Here is a 20,253-nt window from a genome sequence, read left to right as displayed (position 1 = left end):
GTTTATGCAAACCGAACGTATGACCATGGCTCAGGCGCTGGTCAAATTCCTTAATCAACAATATATCTCTGTCGATGGCGTGGAAACGCCCTTTGTCGAGGGGGTCGCCACCATCTTTGGTCACGGTAATGTGCTTGGCATTGGCCAGGCGCTGGAGCAGGATCCCGGTCATTTGCAGGTGATGCAGGGATGTAATGAGCAGGGAATTGCGCACATGGCGACCGGATTCTCCAAACAGCATCGGCGCCAGCGTATTTTTGCCGTGACGTCATCGGTTGGGCCGGGAGCGGCGAATATGGTGACTGCCGCGGCGACCGCAACGGCGAACCGTATTCCGCTGTTGCTGTTGCCCGGGGATGTATACGCCAGCCGTCAGCCGGACCCGGTATTGCAGCAAATTGAGCAATACCATGACCTTGGCATCAGCACCAACGACTGCTTCCGCCCGGTCTCGCGTTACTGGGACCGGATTAACCGCCCGGAGCAGTTAATGAGTGCGATGCTAAACGCGATGCGAACGCTTACTGACCCCGCAGATACTGGTGCCGTGACTATCTGCCTGCCACAGGATGTACAGGGAGAAGCCTGGGACTATCCACAGAGTTTCTTTGCGCGCCGCGTTCATCTGATTGAACGTCGACCGCCCGACCCACAGCGTCTGGCGATGGCGCGGGCGCTGATTGCCCGCAAACGCCGTCCGCTGGTGGTATGCGGCGGCGGGGTACGATATTCCGGCGCGCATGAGGCGTTTCGTACGTTTGTTGAAACGCTGCAACTGCCGTTTGCCGAAACTCAGGCCGGAAAAGGCGCACTGGTTAGTGACCACCCACTTAACCTCGGAGGCATTGGGGTAACTGGAGGGATGGCAGCGAATCAGCTCGCACCGCAAGCCGATCTGGTGATCGGCATCGGTACGCGCCTCACCGACTTTACCACCGGTTCGAAAGCGCTGTTTTCTCATCCGGAGGTTGAGTTCCTGCTGCTGAACGTGGCGGAGTTTGACGCGCTGAAGCTTGATGCCACCGCGCTTATCGCCGACGCCCGTACCGGGCTTACGGCGTTAACTGAAACGCTGAAAGACTACCGCAGCGATTGGGGGAAGGAGGTCACGCAGGCGCAAGAGGCCTGGCGCGATGAGTGCCAACGTTTATGGGATCGCGACTGGCGTCCCGACGACGAACCCGAAGTGGCAGGGCATCTTGACGCTCAGTTAGCGGAATATGGCGACACGCTAAACACCCGGTTGACCCAGACGAAGGTGCTGGGACTTATCAATCAGCACATTGAAGATAACGCTATCGTCGTGGGGGCCGCTGGATCGCTGCCTGGCGATTTACAGCGTATCTGGCAGGTCAAAACCCCGGACAGCTATCACCTGGAATACGGCTACTCCTGTATGGGCTATGAAATTGCGGCTGCTATTGGAGCCAGGCTGGCGAAGCCACGGCAGCCGGTTTATGCCATGGTGGGGGATGGCTCATACATGATGCTGCATTCCGAGCTACAAACCGCCGTTCAGGAGGGGATAAAAGTCACTATCCTGTTGTTTGATAACGCCAGCTTCGGGTGCATTAACAACCTGCAGATGGGGCATGGGATGGGGAGTTTCGGTACGGAAAACCGCCACCGCAACCCGCAAACCGGACGGTTAGATGGACCGTTGGTGAAGGTCGATTTTGCCAAAAACGCGGAAAGCTACGGCTGTCGGGCATGGCGCGTACATGACGAGCAAAGTCTGCTGGCGGCGCTGGAAGCCTCCCGTGTGCATTCAGGGCCTGTGCTGCTGGATATCAAAGTTCTGCCGAAAACCATGACCCACGACTATGCCTCCTGGTGGCGCACTGGCGATGCGCAGGTGGCAGACTCTCCGTCGGTGCGAAAAGCGGCTGAGCAGACGTTTGAGCAGGTGAAAAACGCACGTCAGTACTAAAAGCGATTAATGCCGGATGGCGCTGCGCTTATCCGGCCTACAGCGGATTCTACCTTCTGGCGGGATAAGGCGTTAGCGTCGTCATCCGGCAACCTGCGACAACGAAATTTTCATTTCATTTTTCCTTTCTCTTCATCCATCACCTCCTTCCTGAACGGAAGGGGGCCAATTCCTTCATCTTTCCTGTCTTTATGTTGTGATATTGATAACAAATTTTATCTCGATCATCTCAAAAGTGTTAACTTGCACCCAAAAACATAATTTTCACTATTTATAAAAATGAAATAAATGTTTTATTTAAGGAGTCGTTAGTTCATCGCATTCACCAACACCGGGAGCCGTTATGTTTAACATTGCTTTACTGGGCGCTGGCCGAATTGGCCAGGTACATGCAGCTAACATTGCCAGTCACAGTGCTACTACCCTCTGGTCGGTCGTCGACCCGAATCAGGAATTTGCCACTCGTCTTGCCACACAGTACCAGGCTCGTTTGCAAAGCCTGGATGAGGCGATGACGGACCCTAACGTTCACGCCGTGCTGATTGCCTCCGCGACCGATACCCACGCGGATCTGATTGAAATGGCCGCACGCCACGGCAAAGCCATCTTCTGTGAAAAGCCGGTCCACCTGGATCTGGCCCGTGTACGCGACTGTCTGAAAGTGGTCAAAGAGTACGACGTACCGTTGTTTATCGGTTTCAACCGCCGCTTCGATCCGCAGTTTCGCCGCGTGAAAACTGACGCACTGGCCGGGCGTATCGGTAAACCGGAATCGCTGCTGATCATCTCCCGCGATCCGTCGCCGCCGCCTGCGGAATATGTGCGCGTATCCGGCGGTATGTTCCGCGATATGACCATCCACGATTTTGATATGGCGCGCTTTATCATGGGCGAAGAGCCGGTTTCGGTGTATGCCCAGGGCAGCAATCTGGTGGATCCGGCGATTGGCGAAGCGGGCGATATCGACACCGCGTTCATCGTACTGAAATACGCCTCCGGCGCGATGGCGACCATCGTCAACAGCCGCCGTTCTTCTTACGGATACGATCAGCGCCTTGAGCTGCACGGCTCTGAAGGGCTGCTGTGCGCGGGCAATATTCTCGAAAACCAGGTGCAGCACTACGGCAAACAGGGCTGCACCAGCGCGTTACCTGAACACTTCTTCCTGCAGCGTTATAAATCGGCCTATGCCGCGGAATGGGAACACTTTGTTGCGGTACTGCGCGGCGAAGCGGTCCCTGATTGCAGCGGGGACGATGGCGAGCGTGCGCTGTATCTGGCGGATAAAGCGCTGGAGTCACTGCATAGCCAGCGTGAAGTTCTCCTCTGATTGTCACCACAACCTACCCTACACAGAGAGACATAATAATGAAAAAATTGATCTTAGCTGTCCTCATCGCCATGACATCCGGGGCAGCCATTGCTGAAAACGAGCAAATTGTTTTCAGTACGCCAAACCTGGCGATGCCATTTGAAGTTCACATGCAGCGCACGGCGGTGAAAGCCGCAAAAGAGATGGGCGTGAATTTACAGGTCCTGGACGGGCAGGGTAGCTCGCCAAAACAGGTCGCTGACCTGGAAAACGCCATAACTCGTGGCGCACAGGGCTTTATTGTTTCGCCGAACGATGTCAACGCGGTATCCAGCGCGGTAGATGAAATTCAGGATGTGAAACTGCCCGTGGTCACGCTCGACCGCTCCGTTGACAGCCAGAAAAAAGTGCCGCACTTCGGCGCGAACAACTACAAAGGCGGCCAGGCGATTGGCGACTTTGTCAAAACCAAATTCCCAGACGGGGCAGACATTATTCTGCTGACCGGCCAGCCAGGCTCCTCCTCCAACATTGAACGTACTAAAGGTATTCGCGACAGCCTGAAGGCGGGCGGTGAAAAGTACAAGATCGTTGCCGACCAGACGGGTAACTGGATGCGTTCTGAAGGGATGCGCATTGTTGAAAGCGTGCTGCCTTCGCTGCCGAAACGCCCACAGGTGATCCTCTCCGCTAACGACGATATGGCGCTGGGCGCGATTGAAGCGTTACAGGGACAAGGACTGAAGCCGGGTGAAGTTCTGGTCACGGGATTCGATGCCGTGCCGGAAGCACTGGCGCGTGTGCGCGACGGTTGGCTGGCAGTGACGGCGGATCAACGTCCTGGCTTTGCGGTGAAAACGGCCATGAGCCAGTTGGTGAATAACGTCCGTGAGAAGACCGCGATCACCGGGGCTGACTACCCGCCAACGCTTATCACCAAAGAGAACCTGCAGCAGGCCGAGCGTATTAGTGAGGCCGGTAACTGATATGTCCGCAGCCGCCGCGCAAGTGGCGGCTCTCTATGAGGAGGAGCAGACCGATGTCGCAACCCTTACTGAAAGTGACCGACCTGGCGAAAAGCTTTTCCGGCGTTTGGGCGCTGAGCAGCGCACAACTGACTGTCGGAGCAGGCGAGATTCATGCGCTGTTAGGTGAGAACGGTGCCGGAAAATCGACCCTGCTGAAAGCGCTGGCGGGCGCACAGCCGCAAACACGCGGGGATATTTGGTTCAACGGCGAAACATTGCCGGTAGAAGACTCTCCGGTTGAGCGGCAGAACAAGGGCATTATCACGATTTATCAGGAATTTAATCTGCTGCCCAATATGACCGTCGCCGAGAATATGTTCCTCGGACGCGAACCGCGTAAACGCAATCTGATTGTGGACGAAAAGGCGGTAAATCAGGAGGCGCAGGTCATTCTGGATTACCTGCAACTGAACGTTGCGCCAACCACAGCCGTGGCCCGACTGAGCGTGGCGCAGCAGCAAATGGTGGAAATTGCGCGGGCGCTGACGTTGAACGCGAAGCTGATCATCATGGACGAACCTTCCGCCGCGCTGAGCGACAGCGAAGTAGAAAGTCTGCACCGGGTGGTGCGGGAACTTAAAGGGCGTGGCGTGAGCATTATCTACGTCACCCATCGCCTGCATGAAGTTTTTCAACTCTGCGACCAGTTCACCGTTTTTCAGGATGGACGATTCACCGGGAATGGCGCGGTTGCACAGACCACCGTAGAACAGCTGATCCGCCTGATGGTGGGGCGCGATGTGGCCTTTAATCGCCGCCCGGCCAGCGAAACTCACCATGAAGATAAACCTGTGCGTCTGGCGGTGAAGGGGCTTAGCCGCGAAAAACCGCCGCTGGATCCGCATGGCATCGCGCTGCACGACATTAGCTTCCACGTGCATGCTGGCGAAGTATTAGGTATTGCCGGACTGGTGGGTGCCGGGCGCACCGAAGTGGCCCGCTGCCTGTTTGGCGCCGACGGTTTTACCTCCGGCAGCTTTGAACTTGATGGCGTGCCGTATCAGCCGCGCGATCCGCTGTTTGCGCTGGATCAGGGGCTGGCGCTGGTACCGGAAGATCGTAAAAAAGAGGGTGCAGTGTTGGGACTGTCGATCCGCGACAACCTGTCGCTCTCCAGCCTGTCGTCACTGCTGCACTGGCGCTGGTTTGTGAATACCCGCAAAGAAGATGCCCTGATTGAGTCTTACCGCCAGGCGCTGCAGATCAAAATGGTCAACAGTGCGCAGGAGGTGCGCAAGCTCTCCGGCGGAAACCAGCAAAAAGTGATCCTCGCGCGCTGCATGGCGCTTAACCCTCGGGTGTTGATTGTGGATGAACCGACGCGCGGCATCGATGTTGGCACCAAATCAGAAGTCCATCAGGTGCTGTTTGATATGGCGAAAAAGGGCGTGGCGGTGATTGTGATCTCCTCCGATCTGCCGGAAGTCATGGCGGTTTCCGATCGGATCATCACGTTGAGTGAAGGTCGGGTGACTGGCGAGATCCACGGCGATGACGCCAACGAAGAGCGGCTAATGACGATGATGGCCATCAACCATAACGCCTTGAATGCGGCATAACGGAGTGACTCATGACGCAGATTATTTCTAAAACGCAGGTTCCAGCCAAACGCGGTGGACGTCTTGATCCCATTGCCTTTTTTGAGCGCTTTGGGGTGCTGATTTTTATGATCCTGCTGCTGATTTTCTTTCAGTTGCAGAACAGCAATTTTCTTTCTGAACGCAACATTTTCAACATTCTGACCGAAGTCTCCATCTACGGAATCATGGCGGTGGGGATGACGTTTGTCATTCTGACTGCCGGCATCGATCTGTCGGTGGGCTCTATCCTGGCGGTCTGCGCTATGACCGCTGCGTATGTGATCAAGGGCGACAACTTCACCACCGTCGATCCGAACGCCTGGGGCGGCATGAGCTGGCTGATTGGCCTTGGCATCTGTATGGCGATGGGCACCGCGATTGGTTTTCTGCATGGCCTCGGCGTGACCCGCCTGCGTCTTCCGCCGTTTATCGTCACCCTCGGTGGGATGACCATCTGGCGCGGCCTGACGCTGGTGATCAACGACGGCGCGCCGATTGCCGGTTTCGACGCGGGATACCGCTGGTGGGGACGCGGCGAGCTGCTCGGTATTTCGATTCCAATCTGGATCTTTGCTCTGGTCGCTATTGGCGGTTACCTGGCACTGCATAAAACCCGCTGGGGGCGCTTCGTGTACGCCATCGGCGGCAACCCGGAGGCGGCGCGTCTGGCAGGGGTCAATGTGAAGCGCGTGCTGGTGAGCGTCTACGTATTGATTGGCTGTCTGGCTGGGCTGGCGGGCTTCATCCTCAGTGCGCGTTTAGGCAGTGCGGAAGCGGTCGCAGGGATCTCCTTTGAGCTGCGCGTCATTGCTTCGGTGGTGATTGGCGGCACGTCGCTGATGGGTGGGTACGGGCGTATCGGCGGCACCATTATCGGCTCGATCATCATGGGCATCCTGATTAACGGTCTGGTGCTGATGAACGTCTCGGCTTACTACCAACAAATTATTACCGGCTTAATTATCGTTCTGGCGGTGGCGTTCGATACCTACGCCAAGAGCCGTCGCGGCGCACTGTGAGGATCATGATGAAAGAAGTTCGTATTGGATTGATTGGCACCGGGTATATCGGCAAGGCGCACGCTATCGCCTATGCCCAGGCCCCGACGGTGTTTAACCTGCGCGGCAAACTGGTGCGTGAAATGGTAGCGGAAGTTTCTCCGGAGCTGGCCGCCGAGCGGGCGCAGGCGTTTGGCTTCAATCGCTCAACCGGAGACTGGCGTGCGCTGGTGGCCGACCCGGCCATTGATGTCGTGGATATTTGCTCTCCCAACCATCTGCATAAAGAGATGGCGCTGGAAGCGATTCGCCATGGCAAGCATGTGTACTCGGAAAAACCGTTGGCGCTGAACGCCCACGACGCGCGTGAAATGGTTGAGGCCGCACAGCGGGCAGGAGTGAAAACCCTGGTGGGGTTCAACTATATGAAGAACCCAACGGCGCAGCTGGCGAAAGAGATCATTGAGCGCGGCGAAATTGGCGAGGTGATCCATTTCTACGGCACCCACAACGAAGACTACATGGCCGATCCGCTTGCGCCGATCCACTGGCACTGTTTTAAAGAAACGGCGGGTCTGGGGGCACTTGGCGATCTGGCGGCGCATATCGTCAATATGGCGCAGTACCTGGTTGGCGATATTCATCAGGTCTGCGGCGACCTGAAGATCGTGGTGCCACAGCGTCCGGCGCAAGTCGGTTCCTCGCAAATGGTGACGGTAGAGAACGAAGATCAGGCCCACGCGATGGTGCGCTTTGCAGGCGGTGCGCAAGGGGTGATTGAAACCTCCCGCGTCGCCTGTGGCCGCAAGATGGGGTTGTCGTATGTGATTACCGGGACCAAAGGAACCATCAGTTTTACCCAGGAGCGCATGGCTGAGCTGAAGCTCTATTTGCATGACGATCCGGTCAACCGCCAGGGGTTTCGCACTTTACTGGTTGGTCCTTCGCATCCGGACTACGGCGCGTTTTGCATGGGAGCCGGGCATGGTATCGGTTTTAACGACCAGAAAACTGTGGAAGTGCGCGACCTGGTGGACGGCATTGCCGCCGATGCGCCGATGTGGCCGGACTTCGAAGAGGGCTGGAAGGTGTCGCGTGTGCTTGACGCTATCGCACTCTCGCACCTGGAAGGCCGCTGGCTGAATGTGAACGATATTGTCTGAAGAGGTATCAACGTGGAAAAGCAGTTTGATGTGATATGCATGGGCCGCGTGGCGGTTGACCTCTACAGTCAGCAGATTGGCGCACGCCTGGAAGATGTGTCGAGCTTTGCCAAATATCTTGGCGGATCGTCCGGCAACGTGGCCTACGGAACGGCGCGGCAGGGACTGCGTTCATCAATGCTGGCGCGGGTTGGCGACGAACATATGGGGCGTTTCCTGCGTGAAGAATTAAATCAGGTAGGCTGCGATACCAGCCATCTGATTACCGATAAAGACCGCCTGACAGCGCTGGTGCTACTCGGCATTAAAGACCGGGACACCTTCCCACTGATTTTTTACCGTGATAACTGCGCGGATATGGCGATTACCGCCAGCGATGTTGATGAACAGTACATCGCTTCTGCTCGTTGTCTTGCCATCACCGGGACGCATCTTTCTCATCCGCAAACCCGCGAGGCGGTGTTGACGGCGCTCGCTTACGCCCGGCGTCACGGCGTGCGTACGGCGCTGGATATCGACTATCGCCCGGTGCTGTGGGGGCTTACATCCTTAGGCGACGGCGAAACACGTTTTATCGCCGCCGATCAGGTCACCCGTCAGTTGCAGGAGGTGTTGCATCTTTTTGATGTGATTGTCGGCACCGAGGAGGAGTTTCATATCGCGGGCGGCAGTACCGATACGCTGCAGGCGCTGTCGCAGGTTCGCGGCGTGAGTAACGCGACGCTGGTCTGCAAGCGCGGTGCGCTCGGTAGCTCGGTGTATACCGACGCGATCCCGGCCCGGCTGGACGATGGCCTGACGGTGACCGGCGTACGCGTGGAGGTGCTGAACGTGTTGGGGGCGGGGGATGCGTTTATGTCCGGCCTGCTGCGCGGCTACCTGAACGATGAGGGCTGGGAGCAGGCGTGCCGCTATGCTAATGCCTGTGGTGCGCTGGTGGTATCGCGTCACGGCTGTGCGCCGGCGATGCCGAGCAAAGTTGAGCTAGATGATTATCTTTCTCGTGCTGCGGAGGTTCCGCGTCCGGATCTCGATCCGCATCTCAACCATTTGCATCGCGTGACGACTCGCCGTCGCACATGGCCGGAACTGTGCGTGATGGCTTTCGATCACCGCAGTCAGCTTGAAGAGATGGCGCTACAGTGCGGTGCGTCTTTGAAGCGTATTCCGGCATTGAAACAGCTTATTTTGCAGGCCAGCCGTGAAGCGGCCAACAGCGCCGGGCTGGAGGGCAAGGCCGGGCTGCTTTGCGACGGTACGTTTGGTCAGGATGCGCTGAATTCGATAACCGGAGAGGGCTGGTGGATAGGTCGCCCTATCGAACTGCCGGGATCTCGCCCGCTGGAGATGGAACACGGCAATATTGGCTCGCAGCTCATCAGTTGGCCGCAGGAACATGTGGTGAAGTGTCTGGTTTTTTTCCATCCGGAAGATGCCCACGCGTTGCGTCTGGAGCAAGAACAGAAAATCGCCGAGGTGTACCGCGCCTGTTGCCAGTCTGGTCATGAGCTGCTGCTGGAGGTGATTTTGCCGGCCAGTATGCCGCGCAGTGATGAACTGTATTTGCGCGCTATTTCCCGCTTCTACAACTTAGGGATTTACCCCGACTGGTGGAAACTCCCACCGCTGACTTCTGCTGGCTGGACGGCGTTGAGTGACATTATCGAACGGCGCGATCCGCACTGCCGTGGCGTGGTGATCCTTGGTCTGGACGCACCGGCAGAGCAACTGCGCGCGGATTTCAAAGCGGCTGCGGGTCATGCGGTGGTGAAAGGATTTGCCGTGGGACGCACGCTGTTTGGCGACGCTTCCCGCGCGTGGTTGAAACACGATATTGACGATGCGCAACTGGTGGCGCGCATTAAAGATAACTACCTGCAGCTTATCGCCTGGTGGCGCGAGCGCGGACAAGCATAATTCAGGAGAAGATAATGACTGTACAATTAGGTATTAATCCACTGACATGGACGAATGACGATCTTCCTTCACTGGGCGCTGAGACGTCGCTTGATACTTGTCTGAGCGAGGGCAAAGAGGCCGGATTTGCTGGTTTCGAACTGGGTAATAAATTCCCGCGCGAGGCGCGACTGCTCGGCCCCATTTTGCAGCGTCACGACCTGCAACTGGTTTCCGGCTGGTACTCCGGACGTCTGCTGGAACGCAGCGTGGAGGAGGAGATTGCCGCCGTACAGTCACATCTGACGTTACTGCGCGAGCTGGGGGCCAAGGTGCTGGTCTTTGCCGAAGTCAGTGGCTGCATTCACGGCGAGCAGCAGACGCCGGTACATCTGCGTCCGCGCTTCCCGCAAGAGCGCTGGCAAGAATACGGTGAAAAGCTCACCGAGTTTGCGCGCTATACCCAGCAGCAGGGGGTACAGATTGCCTATCACCACCACATGGGAACGGTGATTGAATCTGCTGAAGATGTGGGTAATCTGATGACGAATACCGGTGATGAAGTTGGATTGCTGCTCGACACGGGACACTTGACCTTCGCCGGGGCCGATCCGCTGGCGGTGGCGCAGCGCTGGGCATCGCGTATCAACCATGTTCACTGTAAAGACGTGCGTGCCGACGTGCTGGCGGATGTCAAAAATCGCAAAACCAGCTTTCTCGATGCGGTACTGAGTGGGGTCTTTACAGTGCCGGGTGATGGCTGCGTTGACTATCCGCCGATCATGGCCTTGCTGAAGGCGAACCAGTATCAGGGGTGGTTAGTCGTGGAGGCGGAGCAAGATCCGGCCATCGCGCATCCGCTGACGTATGCGCGTCTGGGCTATAACAACCTTAGCCGTCTGGCGCGTGACGCTGGTCTTATCTGAGGAGGTGATATGTCACGTTTATTATCACGTTGGCAGCAGCCGGACGCGCAGGGGCGTACGCAGTCAGTGACGCCGGAAAGCGCCGGTTGGGAATATGTTGGCTTTAAAGCGTACGAACTGGAAGAGGGGCAGCAGCTTACGCTGCCCGCCGTCAGCGAAGAACGTTGTCTGGTATTGGTCGCCGGACGCGCGACCATCACCACGCCGGGTGCAACCTTTACTGATATCGGCGAGCGGATGAGCCCGTTCGAACGGATCAAACCGTGGGCGGTCTATGTCACCGCTGGTGAAACCATACAGGTTCAGGCGGTGACCAGACTGGAGCTGGCGGTCTGCGCTGCGCCGGGGAAAGGCACACACCCAACACGGCTGATCGCACCTAAGGATATCGACGGGGAAGCGCGCGGCAAAGGTCACAACCAGCGTTATGTGCATAACATTTTACCGGAAGATAAACCTGCTGATAGCCTGCTGGTGGTGGAAGTGTGGACCAACGAAGGCTGTACCAGTTCCTGGCCAAGTCACAAGCATGATACCGACAATCCGCCGCAGGAGACCTATCTGGAAGAGACTTACTACCATCGCCTCAACCCGCCGCAGGGATTCTGTCTGCAACGGGTATACACCGACGACCGATCGCTTGACGAGTGTATGGCAGTCTATAACCGCGATGTGGTGATGGTGCCAAAAGGGTATCACCCGGTGGCAACCCTGGCAGGATATGACAGCTACTACCTCAACGTGATGGCGGGCCCGGTACGCAAATGGATGTTCACCTGGGAAGAGGAACATGCGTGGATTAATCGCGAGTATCCAGTTGATAAGTAAGGTTTTGAATGGCTTTGTTAAAAGCGAGTCGTTTTTCCCTCTTCTTGATCAGTAAAATGGGAGGGATGGGATGACGGTTGGTACTATTTAAGTGCTCATTATTCTCATAGCTCGCCTGGCTATGAGAATAATGCAAGCGTCGATATATTTGGGGTTATGGCAGTAGCCAGGGTGCTGTCGAAAACACCCCGACTATCTTTTGTTGCGGGCTGATTAGAAATGATATTTCAGTCCTAACGTTGCCGCGCTGTTGTTGTAACCGTTGTCTCCCATCTGGACGCCCACATTACCCCACAGATTTAAATCTGGCGTAATCTGGCCTTCGACACCCAGTTTAATCTCTCCCAGATTGCGTGCACCTTCCTGGCTGACGCTAACGTCGTCCATTTTTGTGCTAAAACTGCGTGTATTATGGAGCCAGTTAGCTTCAATAAATGGCTGGAATTCGCGGCCTTTGCCCTCATCCATTTTATTAAAGCTTTTCAGATAGGCTCTGGCTCCAAGACGGGTTTGAATATTACCGTTACCATTCATCTCGATACGCGTTCCGTTAGCTTCCCGATGGTCATCTGATTTGACCCCCATCCAGGTAACCTGCGCCTGCGGTTGAACATACCACTCATTAACGGTTCCTTTGCTGCCAGAGAATTCGCCAACTTTAAAGGTATACCCCGTTTCAACAGATGCCGTCAGACCTTTGGATTTATAGGACTCAGAAGCCAGTCCTTCACCTTTGACATGGTTATCAAACCATCCATATTGTGCCCAACCGTCGAAGTACAGGCCTTTATGATCAGTGTTATCGGCAAACCACGTGGCATAAAGGCCAGTGCTGTAGCCATTGACGCTGCCTCGCGAGGTGTAACCCGTTGCTGATGAGCGGGTCTGATTATTGTCATGACCATATCCGGCCATGATCCCGAGACGCCAGCTATCATGCCCGTTGGTTGAGCCCTGCGCGATATCGCTGCCGAGCTGCATCACATAGCGATTACTTTGAGTACGCAACTGGCTGCTACCGTCATACCAACTTTGGTGGCTACCTGCCTGACGCATCCACATACCGGTGGTTTTCATCTCTCCGGTTGACACATCTGTGTACTGAGCTTTGCCCGAGCGATCGTGTAGCTGCATGTTGAACATGGTGTTTACTGCAGCATGGTTCGCGGTATAGGTTCCTCCTTCCGGGCGAAGCATATGCTCTGTGGGCGAAACCGGTTTTTCGGGATTTTCAGGCTTAATCAACTGACTGGTCAGATACCAGTGATTATTGTTAGCCCCCTGACCTCGAACCAATGAATAATCATACGCACCCGCAGTGATACGCCCGCTCTGAGCAAAATCACCATCAGAACGGCCATCAACATGAATAAGCTCAATCCCCTCCAGAGTTTGTGAGCCCTGGCCTCCTGCATTGGTGACACTTACTTGAGTATTGCCAGTAGTATCACCTTTTACAATAAGCTTATCGGTGGCCGAACGATCGTCCCCCAGAACCGTATCAAAATTAATATGACCATTGTTGCCGTGGTAATTTCCTTCAACAATCAGCTGGTTGCCGGCGGACTGTCCAATATTCCCCAAAGATATCGCACCCTGATTGGTGAGATCTCCGCCAACAGTAAAGTGGCCTGATGCTCCATTTCCGGCAACAAACAGTCCGGCATTATGGATACTGCCTAGTACCGTTCCCGCGCCTGAAAGCATACCGGCAGAAGATATATTGACCTGCTGGCTCGCTAAAGTAACAGGCGCATCCTCCTGACCCAGCATCAGCCCCCCTTGTTGAATATCCGTGGTGCCGGTATAGGTGGAATTCGCAGTCAGAGTGACAGTGCCCTGGCCTTGCTTGATGATATTACCGCTGCCATCTACCTGGTTTTGCATGGTCCAGTCATCCATGCTGTTAAGGATCACGTCACCCTGATTGTGAATCGTCGCCTCCCCCAGATGTTCGGCGGCTGACGCCACTAATTGTGTGTTTTTATCCAGGTTAAGCTGGCCGCTAAATCCACTGTTATCCCCCTTAAGAGCGACGTTAGATTCGCTGAATGAAACTTCACCCTTACCGCTAAGGTTGTTGGACAAGTGTCCCTCAACGGCATTGAGGTTGAGATGACCATCGGCAATAATCTTCCCGGTCCCCAATCCCTGAACATTATCCAGAGTGACCTCTGCGCCGGAAGCGATGGCCGTTGTTGCGCTTAAGGACGCATTAGAGCCCTTCACGCTAAAGACACCGTTATCTATATTCAGATTACCGCTGCCGACCAATGCCCCCGCGGATGTTCCGCCGTTAGAAATCGTCAGGCTACCGCCATTAATATTCAGAACTGATCCCGCTGCGCTGGTTAGCTGCCCAATCGTCTGGCTATGCCCATTCATATCCAAAACGGTCTCTTCTGCCATCTGCAGACCTGCTGTATGGCCCAGGACATTATCATTGAGCATCAGTAGATTACCGCTGCGCAAATCGGTCAGACCGGTGTAATCATTATTCAAACCAGATAGTGAAACTGTGTGGCCTTTCTGGCTGTCGAGCGCCAGATCCCCGGAGCCGGTCAGGCGGGAACTCAATTCCGCAGCCGCCCCGACTTTTCCGTTGGCGTTCAGGATCAGTGCATTCTGACCCTGTCCTTGTAGTTCAATCTGCGTCAGACCGTAGCCCACATAAAGGCCGTCATGGTTTTGCCCGCTGGTCAGGCGATAGTCGTATGTTCCCTTTGCTACAACCTGCCCGTCCTGGCTGATGTCATGCTGAACAGCGTCTGTTATCGCGTTACCGTTCAGATCCTGCAGTTGCAGGTTTCCGGCATCTCCTGTTACAACGGTTGCTGAATTGGTGGAAACCAGTTTAATTTCCGCATTGGCGTCTTCCTGCTCCATTAAGGAGAGACCGGTATCAATACCTTGAGATATGGCGTCCACTACGCCCACAGGATTCACCTGCACAGCACCAGACCCTGTCAGGTCTAACCGGTCTTTAACATTCACCATTTTGTCGGTTTGGTGTATGCCGGGGGTAATGTTACCAAACTCAATGGTACCGCCAGAAAAGGCCAGACTTCCGATGGACTGTGTGCCTGTGCCCAGTGAAATTTCACTCCCTTTTCCTGCAATCAGCCCTGCTTTTGCAAGAGCATCGGTGTTGGTTCCCTGCAGGTTGAATGTCGTATTTTGTAATGCCAGATCACCAGTGAACCCAGAGGTCGCTGTGCTATTTTTAAAAGAGAAAGCGTGATTTCCCGTATCGACCCCCAGGATGCCAGACCCAGAAATCTGGTGGCTAAATAACCAGTCGCTGGTGCTATTGAGCTGCAGTTTCCCGTCAACGGATAACCCGGCAGAGCCCAGGTTTTTCTGATCGGACACGGTTGCAACGGCACCCGATTCAACATTGATCTTTCCTTTAAAGGCGGTGTTATCACCTAATAACGCCACATTTCCGGCGCCGACGGAGATAATGCCGTTCCCCGCAACCTTATTGGTAAACGCCATGTTGTCCTGGGCGTTCAGTAAGAGTTTGCCGCTATTGCTAATATCAGCGGTTCCCAGGTTCTGCGTAACCCCAAGGGTGGCATTCCTGGCAATTTTTACGTTGCCGCTAAATTTTGAGTTATCACCAGATAAAAACGTTGTGCCATTTAGCGCATTGATATTGCCCAGCCCCTCACTGCCGCTTGATATATCAGCTGTTATATTGGCGTTATCACTGGTGTGGTTTAATGTTATTTTTTTATTGTCCGTGCTAGCCCAGACAAACTCTATTTTCTTAGCGTCAATAACCCCTGCAGATTTAGCTTTCTCACCTTCTTGAGCGCCTAATGCTAATTCTGAGTTTGTACTCAAACTAATTTCTGGGGCAGATATTTTCCCCATGTCAGATACCACCAGCGTAGTATTTGAATCTTGATTATAATACCCCAGGCTTAATTTCTCACTGGCGTTAATTTCACCCTTGTTATTAACCGACAGGAATTGATCGCCACCGTAACTCTTGAAAACACCCATAAAGAATGTTTGTGTATTTACCTGGCTACCTTCGCCGCTAATGTTTCCCCTTTCATAGGTAAGACGACTGGTCCCTTTAACATGAATCTTACCGCCATCAGACACGTTAAAATAACCACCAGTTCGCCAGTTGTCTGATGCGCTGTCATATAAGTCGTCAGCATAGAGTTCGCTGCCTGCATTGGACACGTTTAGGTAACCCGTACCTCTCAGCAGAACGTTTAGCTCACCATTGATACGCACAGTTCCTTGGGTAATATCCAGCCCACCACCTGATGTGAAGGTCAGGCGGGGGCGAGAGTCCGGCGCATTGATTACCAGGTTAGCATTATCTTTTACATTGATATGGTAATTAATAGACTGGTTTTTTTCGCCAAAATCAACGGTGTTATCTGTGCTGACATCAATATCATTAGCAAAGGCCATTGATGAACATAGCGCTACAGCACCGGCTAATAACGCCCTGGACTTTTTTTTCGTGTTCTTCCTTCCCAGTTCGGAGCACACACACCAGCAATTACGGACTTTACTCCATTTTATTTGATATATTTTGTTCATAAACTCTCCGCAAAATAATCATAATAAAAATTTAACACTTTTGGGGTAAGGTATTTATCGGGCCACATTTTTGAGAGTGAAAATGCAGATCTCCGAATTGATGATATATGTCATGTGTCATTAATGTGGTGTAAACATCAGTACTGGATACTTGATTCAAGTCTCCCTGCGTAGTTTGTCACGTGATAAATTAATTTTGATAATGTAGCCATAAGTCTTAAAATATTTTACCTGAGGCTTTGCCGATATTTCCAGCCCCTTTATTATATTGCTGCTTGTTTTAAAATCAATGGGGGAGGGGGAATCGTCGAGAGTGAACTTAGCTTTGCTATACCTATTACAGTTCTGAGTCTTAGTGGGTAGAAGACGTGTGGACAATATATAGAAAGGGAGATAGCCGCCATGCTGCGGCTATCTCCTGTTTATATCCCGATCAGGAATTCGGTTGATGATTCTCAACTACCCAGACGGTGAGTTCTTTTTCCAACGTTTTATCTCCCGTCGTTGCCTTCACTTTCACCCAACTTTCACCAGCAGTATCCGTTCTCAGTTCAGAGTAGGCATTTCCTAACTTAAAGTTGGTTTTATCCGGTGTCATCGTAAAGGTTCCGCTGTCGGGTTTGGCTCTGCTGCCTGCGCTAAATTCGACACTGCCGTTTAGCGGATTGCCAAATTTATCCCGCAATCGGGCCATAAAGCCCACCGGCTCAAGGTTGGCAACGACGTAGCCAAAATCCTGCTCCAGAGTGAGTACTGGATTCTGGGCATCAGCATTCAGCATCAGCGAAGCATTTGCCGAGACGTTGCTACCGTGTTCAGCCAATGTGGCGGTCAGCGTGTAACGACCCGCCTTTTGACCGTGGACATTTATGGTCGCAGTACCGGAAGCATTGGTGGTGACAAGCGTATTATCAATCACCAGAGGATCGCGTGGCGATGGGCCTGTGGCCGTAATCTTCAGCTTACGGTTGCTGACGTTGTTCCCCGATGTATCGCTCAGATGCAGGGTAAACGCCACGTTATCCACATCACTCACTACGGCGGATGTGGTTGACGGTTCGATCGTCAACGCTGCATTTTGCAGATCTGATACCACCTCAATCGCCTTACCAGCCGTAACGCGTTTACCCTCTTTGATAAAGGTTGCCTGCAATTGATAGTGCCCGGCTTCTGTGGCAACAAAGGTTGTTGATGCCATTCCTTTCTCATCCAATGTCAGTTCTGACTGGCCCAGTTTTAATCCACTGGCAGGGGTGCTGGTCAGGTGCACGTCGCCACTAAATGGGTTGTTCTCACCGTCGACAACCTGTACCTGAATTTCATGCGTAGCTGATGCGTTTGCCACGATGCTCTCAGCAGGTGCCGCCAAATTCAGCACTGCGCTGTTAATATCAGGTACGAATTCCAGGTCAACGCTTGAGGACTCAACGCTGTGCTGCCCATCTGTAACCCTGGCATTAACGGTGTAATGACCCGCCTTAACCGTTGTTAACGTTACCGTCGCGTAACCCTCTTTATTGGTGGTGATTTTGTCCGGGTACACGAGCCCTTGTGGCGTTACGATAAGCTCCACTTTCTGTCCTTCAACCGACGCGTTGGTATTGTTGAGCATGATCTCAAGCGTGGCACCATCGCGACCGTTTGCTGCAATATTGGTGATTGCGCCATTGTCTTTGGCTGTCAGAGACAATGTTGCCCCCTCCATTGCAGAGGCAAATGTGACGCTTAGCGATGAGCTGATGTTCCCCGCGTTCAGCGTAACCTCATAGGTTCCCGGCGTTGAACTGGTCAGTGAGAATCTTGCTTCACCTTTGGCATCGGTGGTGGCAACGTTCTCGCCATTCGCAACCTTGACCTGTGACGGTAACGCCAGGGTGACCGTGTATCCGGATAGCGCGTTACCATAAGGGTCGGTCAGGGTAACGACCGCGACATTACTCTGTTTGCCATCCGCCAGCGCATTGTCTCTGGTCAGGTTAAACGCCTGCACCACCGGCTGCGTTTTGTCTGCAATCCAGTTGGCTTGTTTTTCCAGCCCGGAGAAATCATGTTTTTGTGACGTCACACCAATGCGTGTCGCCTGAGCCAGTTCAGACGTTGCCTTAGCGCTGTACACGCCGTCTTTCTCTTCTACTGCAGTAAAACGGATCTCGCCGCTGGCTGAAACAGCATAAAAACGTAAGCTGTCGTCGCCGGTGATGGCATTCCCGTCTTTATCTTTTGCTTCTAACGCCAGGTTAATCGGGTGCCCAACGACCTGCTCCATGGGCATTACCGTGAATGTCGATTTTGCCGACTCGGCGGAAACCGCTTTTAGTGTCACTGTCAGGGTTTCTGTTTTACCCAGCACTTTAGCAGTTATGCGTGCCGTCCCCGCCGTTAAACCCGGCGTCAGCATCGCGGTATACACCCCGGAACGGGTTTCCTGCACTTCACCAAGCTTTGGAGCCTGTGCCGAACGCTCACGATTTTTCTGTGCGTCAGGCGTAAATGCCAAAGACAACTCAATGTCATGTGCAAGCCCTGTTAACGGATTGCCATTGGTATCTTTAAGCACCAGCTTAACCGGATGCTGTGACTTCCCATCAGCCGCGATGATCGGTTGCTGCTCGTCGTTCAATGTAAAATCCATTGTGCCGACAGAGGCTGAATTCCCCGTCACCATCACGCTCATCACCGCATAGTTAGAGACGTTTCCTTTAATATCTCGCGCCGTTGCGCCGATCTGCCACTGATTGGTGCCGCCTGGTGTATAAGCGGGTAACGTCAGTTGCCATGACGTGCCGCTACCGGAAATGCGCCCGCCAGCGGCGGCAAATGCGCTATCGTTCCACTCTACCGACTGAATGCCCCAGTGGGATTTATCAAGTGAAATCGTCACCGGAACAACGGCGCCACCTTCCCCCTGCACGCTTTCAGGCAGGCGGATTTTCAGAACCGATTTTTTGCGGTATTCCAGAACAATATTGTTATTTCGTTCGACAAAATCGTAGCGTCCGTGCTGAACTTCGCGCATCAACGCAACATTGTCGCTGTCTAACTGCTTCGCCAGCGGGATGCCGGGGCGATAGTTAATCTCTACGCCGAAGCGTGAATCATGAGTATTGCTCTGCCCCTGCTTGTGTTCAGCGGAAAGCGTAACTAGCGGAACCGGCGTATAGCTGATCCCGCCTGTAAAGGCGTACGGATTTTCCTGAAGATGATCGCTGCCAAAGAGGCCGACATTCTTGCCGTAATACTTTTCATATTTAAGCGATGCGCCCAGTTGCGGATACGATGGCAACCAACCTTGGGTATAGATATCCCATCCATCCGCCGGACGTTCCTGATAATCATCCAGATCGTGGGAATCCTTCCATTTTGATAATCTTAAATAAGCATTTGCGCCTGCATGTAAATAATCTCGCCAATACTCAACGCCTGCACCCATACGTGCGTGATGACGACTTAAATCGTAGTCATAAAATAAGTTTGTGCCCAGCATTGAATTATCCGCCGTGAAGTAGCGATAACCCATACCGATATTAGTTTGGGTTCTGTCATCGGTACGGTGAAGCGATGTCTGGCTAAATAAAACATGCTGCTTTGTATCAATCCACGGATAAAGGAAATCGAACGACGAATCTTTCAACGAGAAAGCGTCATCGACGTTGAGTTGAATACGCGCATTACCGTACTTCTGTAGCCACTCTACCACCTCCTTCGTTGCCTGTGCTGAGACGGTATTGGCAGCAAAACTGCCCGCATGGCCGTTTTCAATACTTCTGCCAGCTTGCGCGGCGAGAGAAGACAGGCCGCGCAGTTCTTGCTGTTCTGCGGCGGTCTGCGATGCCTTAACGGCTGACGCATGGCTAATGGTTGGCGTGAAGCTAAGAAGGGCAGGATACAGGGCCTGCAAAGCGATTGTTGACCATGCGACAACCTTATTAACGGGGCCTGTTGCCCCATTGATCCGCGAAATTTTCTTATTTGACATTCGTAACTCCAATATCAATTAAAAAAATCAAAGGTTATTCTATGTAC

11 protein-coding genes are annotated in these 20,253 nt (G+C 53.7%); 9 read left to right on the top strand and 2 right to left on the bottom strand.

The genetic code is table 11. The features are described 5' to 3' along the window. Positions 1-4: 4 nt before the first annotated feature. The 9 genes from iolD (at position 5) to iolB (ending at position 11,661) form a co-directional block, all read left to right on the top strand. Positions 5-1,930: a 3D-(3,5/4)-trihydroxycyclohexane-1,2-dione acylhydrolase (decyclizing) gene (gene iolD / locus OGV89_RS10750; protein ID WP_003845962.1), complete on the top strand. Its 1,926-nt coding sequence runs from the start codon at positions 5-7 to the stop codon at positions 1,928-1,930. A gap of 343 nt (positions 1,931-2,273) precedes the next feature. Next, the gene (gene iolG / locus OGV89_RS10745) at positions 2,274-3,260 is read left to right on the top strand and encodes an inositol 2-dehydrogenase (protein ID WP_003845960.1); all 987 of its coding nucleotides are present in this window, start codon (positions 2,274-2,276) and stop codon (positions 3,258-3,260) included. 38 nt (positions 3,261-3,298) lie between these two features. Continuing rightward, on the top strand, positions 3,299-4,228 hold the full coding sequence (locus OGV89_RS10740) for a substrate-binding domain-containing protein (RefSeq protein WP_003845958.1): 930 nt from the start codon (positions 3,299-3,301) through the stop codon (positions 4,226-4,228). 53 nt (positions 4,229-4,281) lie between these two features. Next, a complete protein-coding gene (locus OGV89_RS10735; protein ID WP_003839789.1) occupies positions 4,282-5,829 on the top strand; it encodes a sugar ABC transporter ATP-binding protein in 1,548 nt (515 codons plus the stop codon). A gap of 11 nt (positions 5,830-5,840) precedes the next feature. Next, a complete protein-coding gene (locus OGV89_RS10730) occupies positions 5,841-6,869 on the top strand; it encodes an ABC transporter permease (protein WP_003839791.1) in 1,029 nt (342 codons plus the stop codon). 8 nt (positions 6,870-6,877) lie between these two features. Next, positions 6,878-8,011 (top strand): Gfo/Idh/MocA family protein, encoded by a 1,134-nt coding sequence (locus OGV89_RS10725; RefSeq protein ID WP_003845956.1) that lies wholly within the window; start codon positions 6,878-6,880, stop codon positions 8,009-8,011. Between the two features lie 12 nt (positions 8,012-8,023). Beyond that, positions 8,024-9,928: a bifunctional 5-dehydro-2-deoxygluconokinase/5-dehydro-2-deoxyphosphogluconate aldolase gene (locus tag OGV89_RS10720; RefSeq protein ID WP_032938051.1), complete on the top strand. Its 1,905-nt coding sequence runs from the start codon at positions 8,024-8,026 to the stop codon at positions 9,926-9,928. 14 nt (positions 9,929-9,942) lie between these two features. After that, the gene (iolE, locus tag OGV89_RS10715) at positions 9,943-10,833 is read left to right on the top strand and encodes a myo-inosose-2 dehydratase (protein ID WP_003845952.1); all 891 of its coding nucleotides are present in this window, start codon (positions 9,943-9,945) and stop codon (positions 10,831-10,833) included. A gap of 9 nt (positions 10,834-10,842) precedes the next feature. Beyond that, complete coding sequence (iolB, locus tag OGV89_RS10710) at positions 10,843-11,661, top strand: 5-deoxy-glucuronate isomerase (protein ID WP_086529933.1); 819 nt, start codon at positions 10,843-10,845, stop codon at positions 11,659-11,661. Between the two features lie 213 nt (positions 11,662-11,874). Here the strand turns inward: iolB and OGV89_RS10705 are convergent, their stop codons facing one another. Further along, positions 11,875-16,230 (bottom strand): autotransporter outer membrane beta-barrel domain-containing protein, encoded by a 4,356-nt coding sequence (locus tag OGV89_RS10705; protein WP_046670423.1) that lies wholly within the window; start codon positions 16,228-16,230, stop codon positions 11,875-11,877. 433 nt (positions 16,231-16,663) lie between these two features. Further along, positions 16,664-20,206, bottom strand: coding sequence for an inverse autotransporter beta domain-containing protein (locus OGV89_RS10700; RefSeq protein ID WP_286558619.1), 3,543 nt, complete (start codon positions 20,204-20,206; stop codon positions 16,664-16,666). Positions 20,207-20,253: the final 47 nt, after the last annotated feature.

The sequence above is a fragment of the Citrobacter sp. Cf125 genome (assembly GCF_030333935.1).
Lineage (GTDB): Bacteria > Pseudomonadota > Gammaproteobacteria > Enterobacterales > Enterobacteriaceae > Citrobacter > Citrobacter freundii.
Note: the sequence above shows the minus strand (reverse complement) of the source record. Positions and strands in the feature narration are given on the sequence as shown.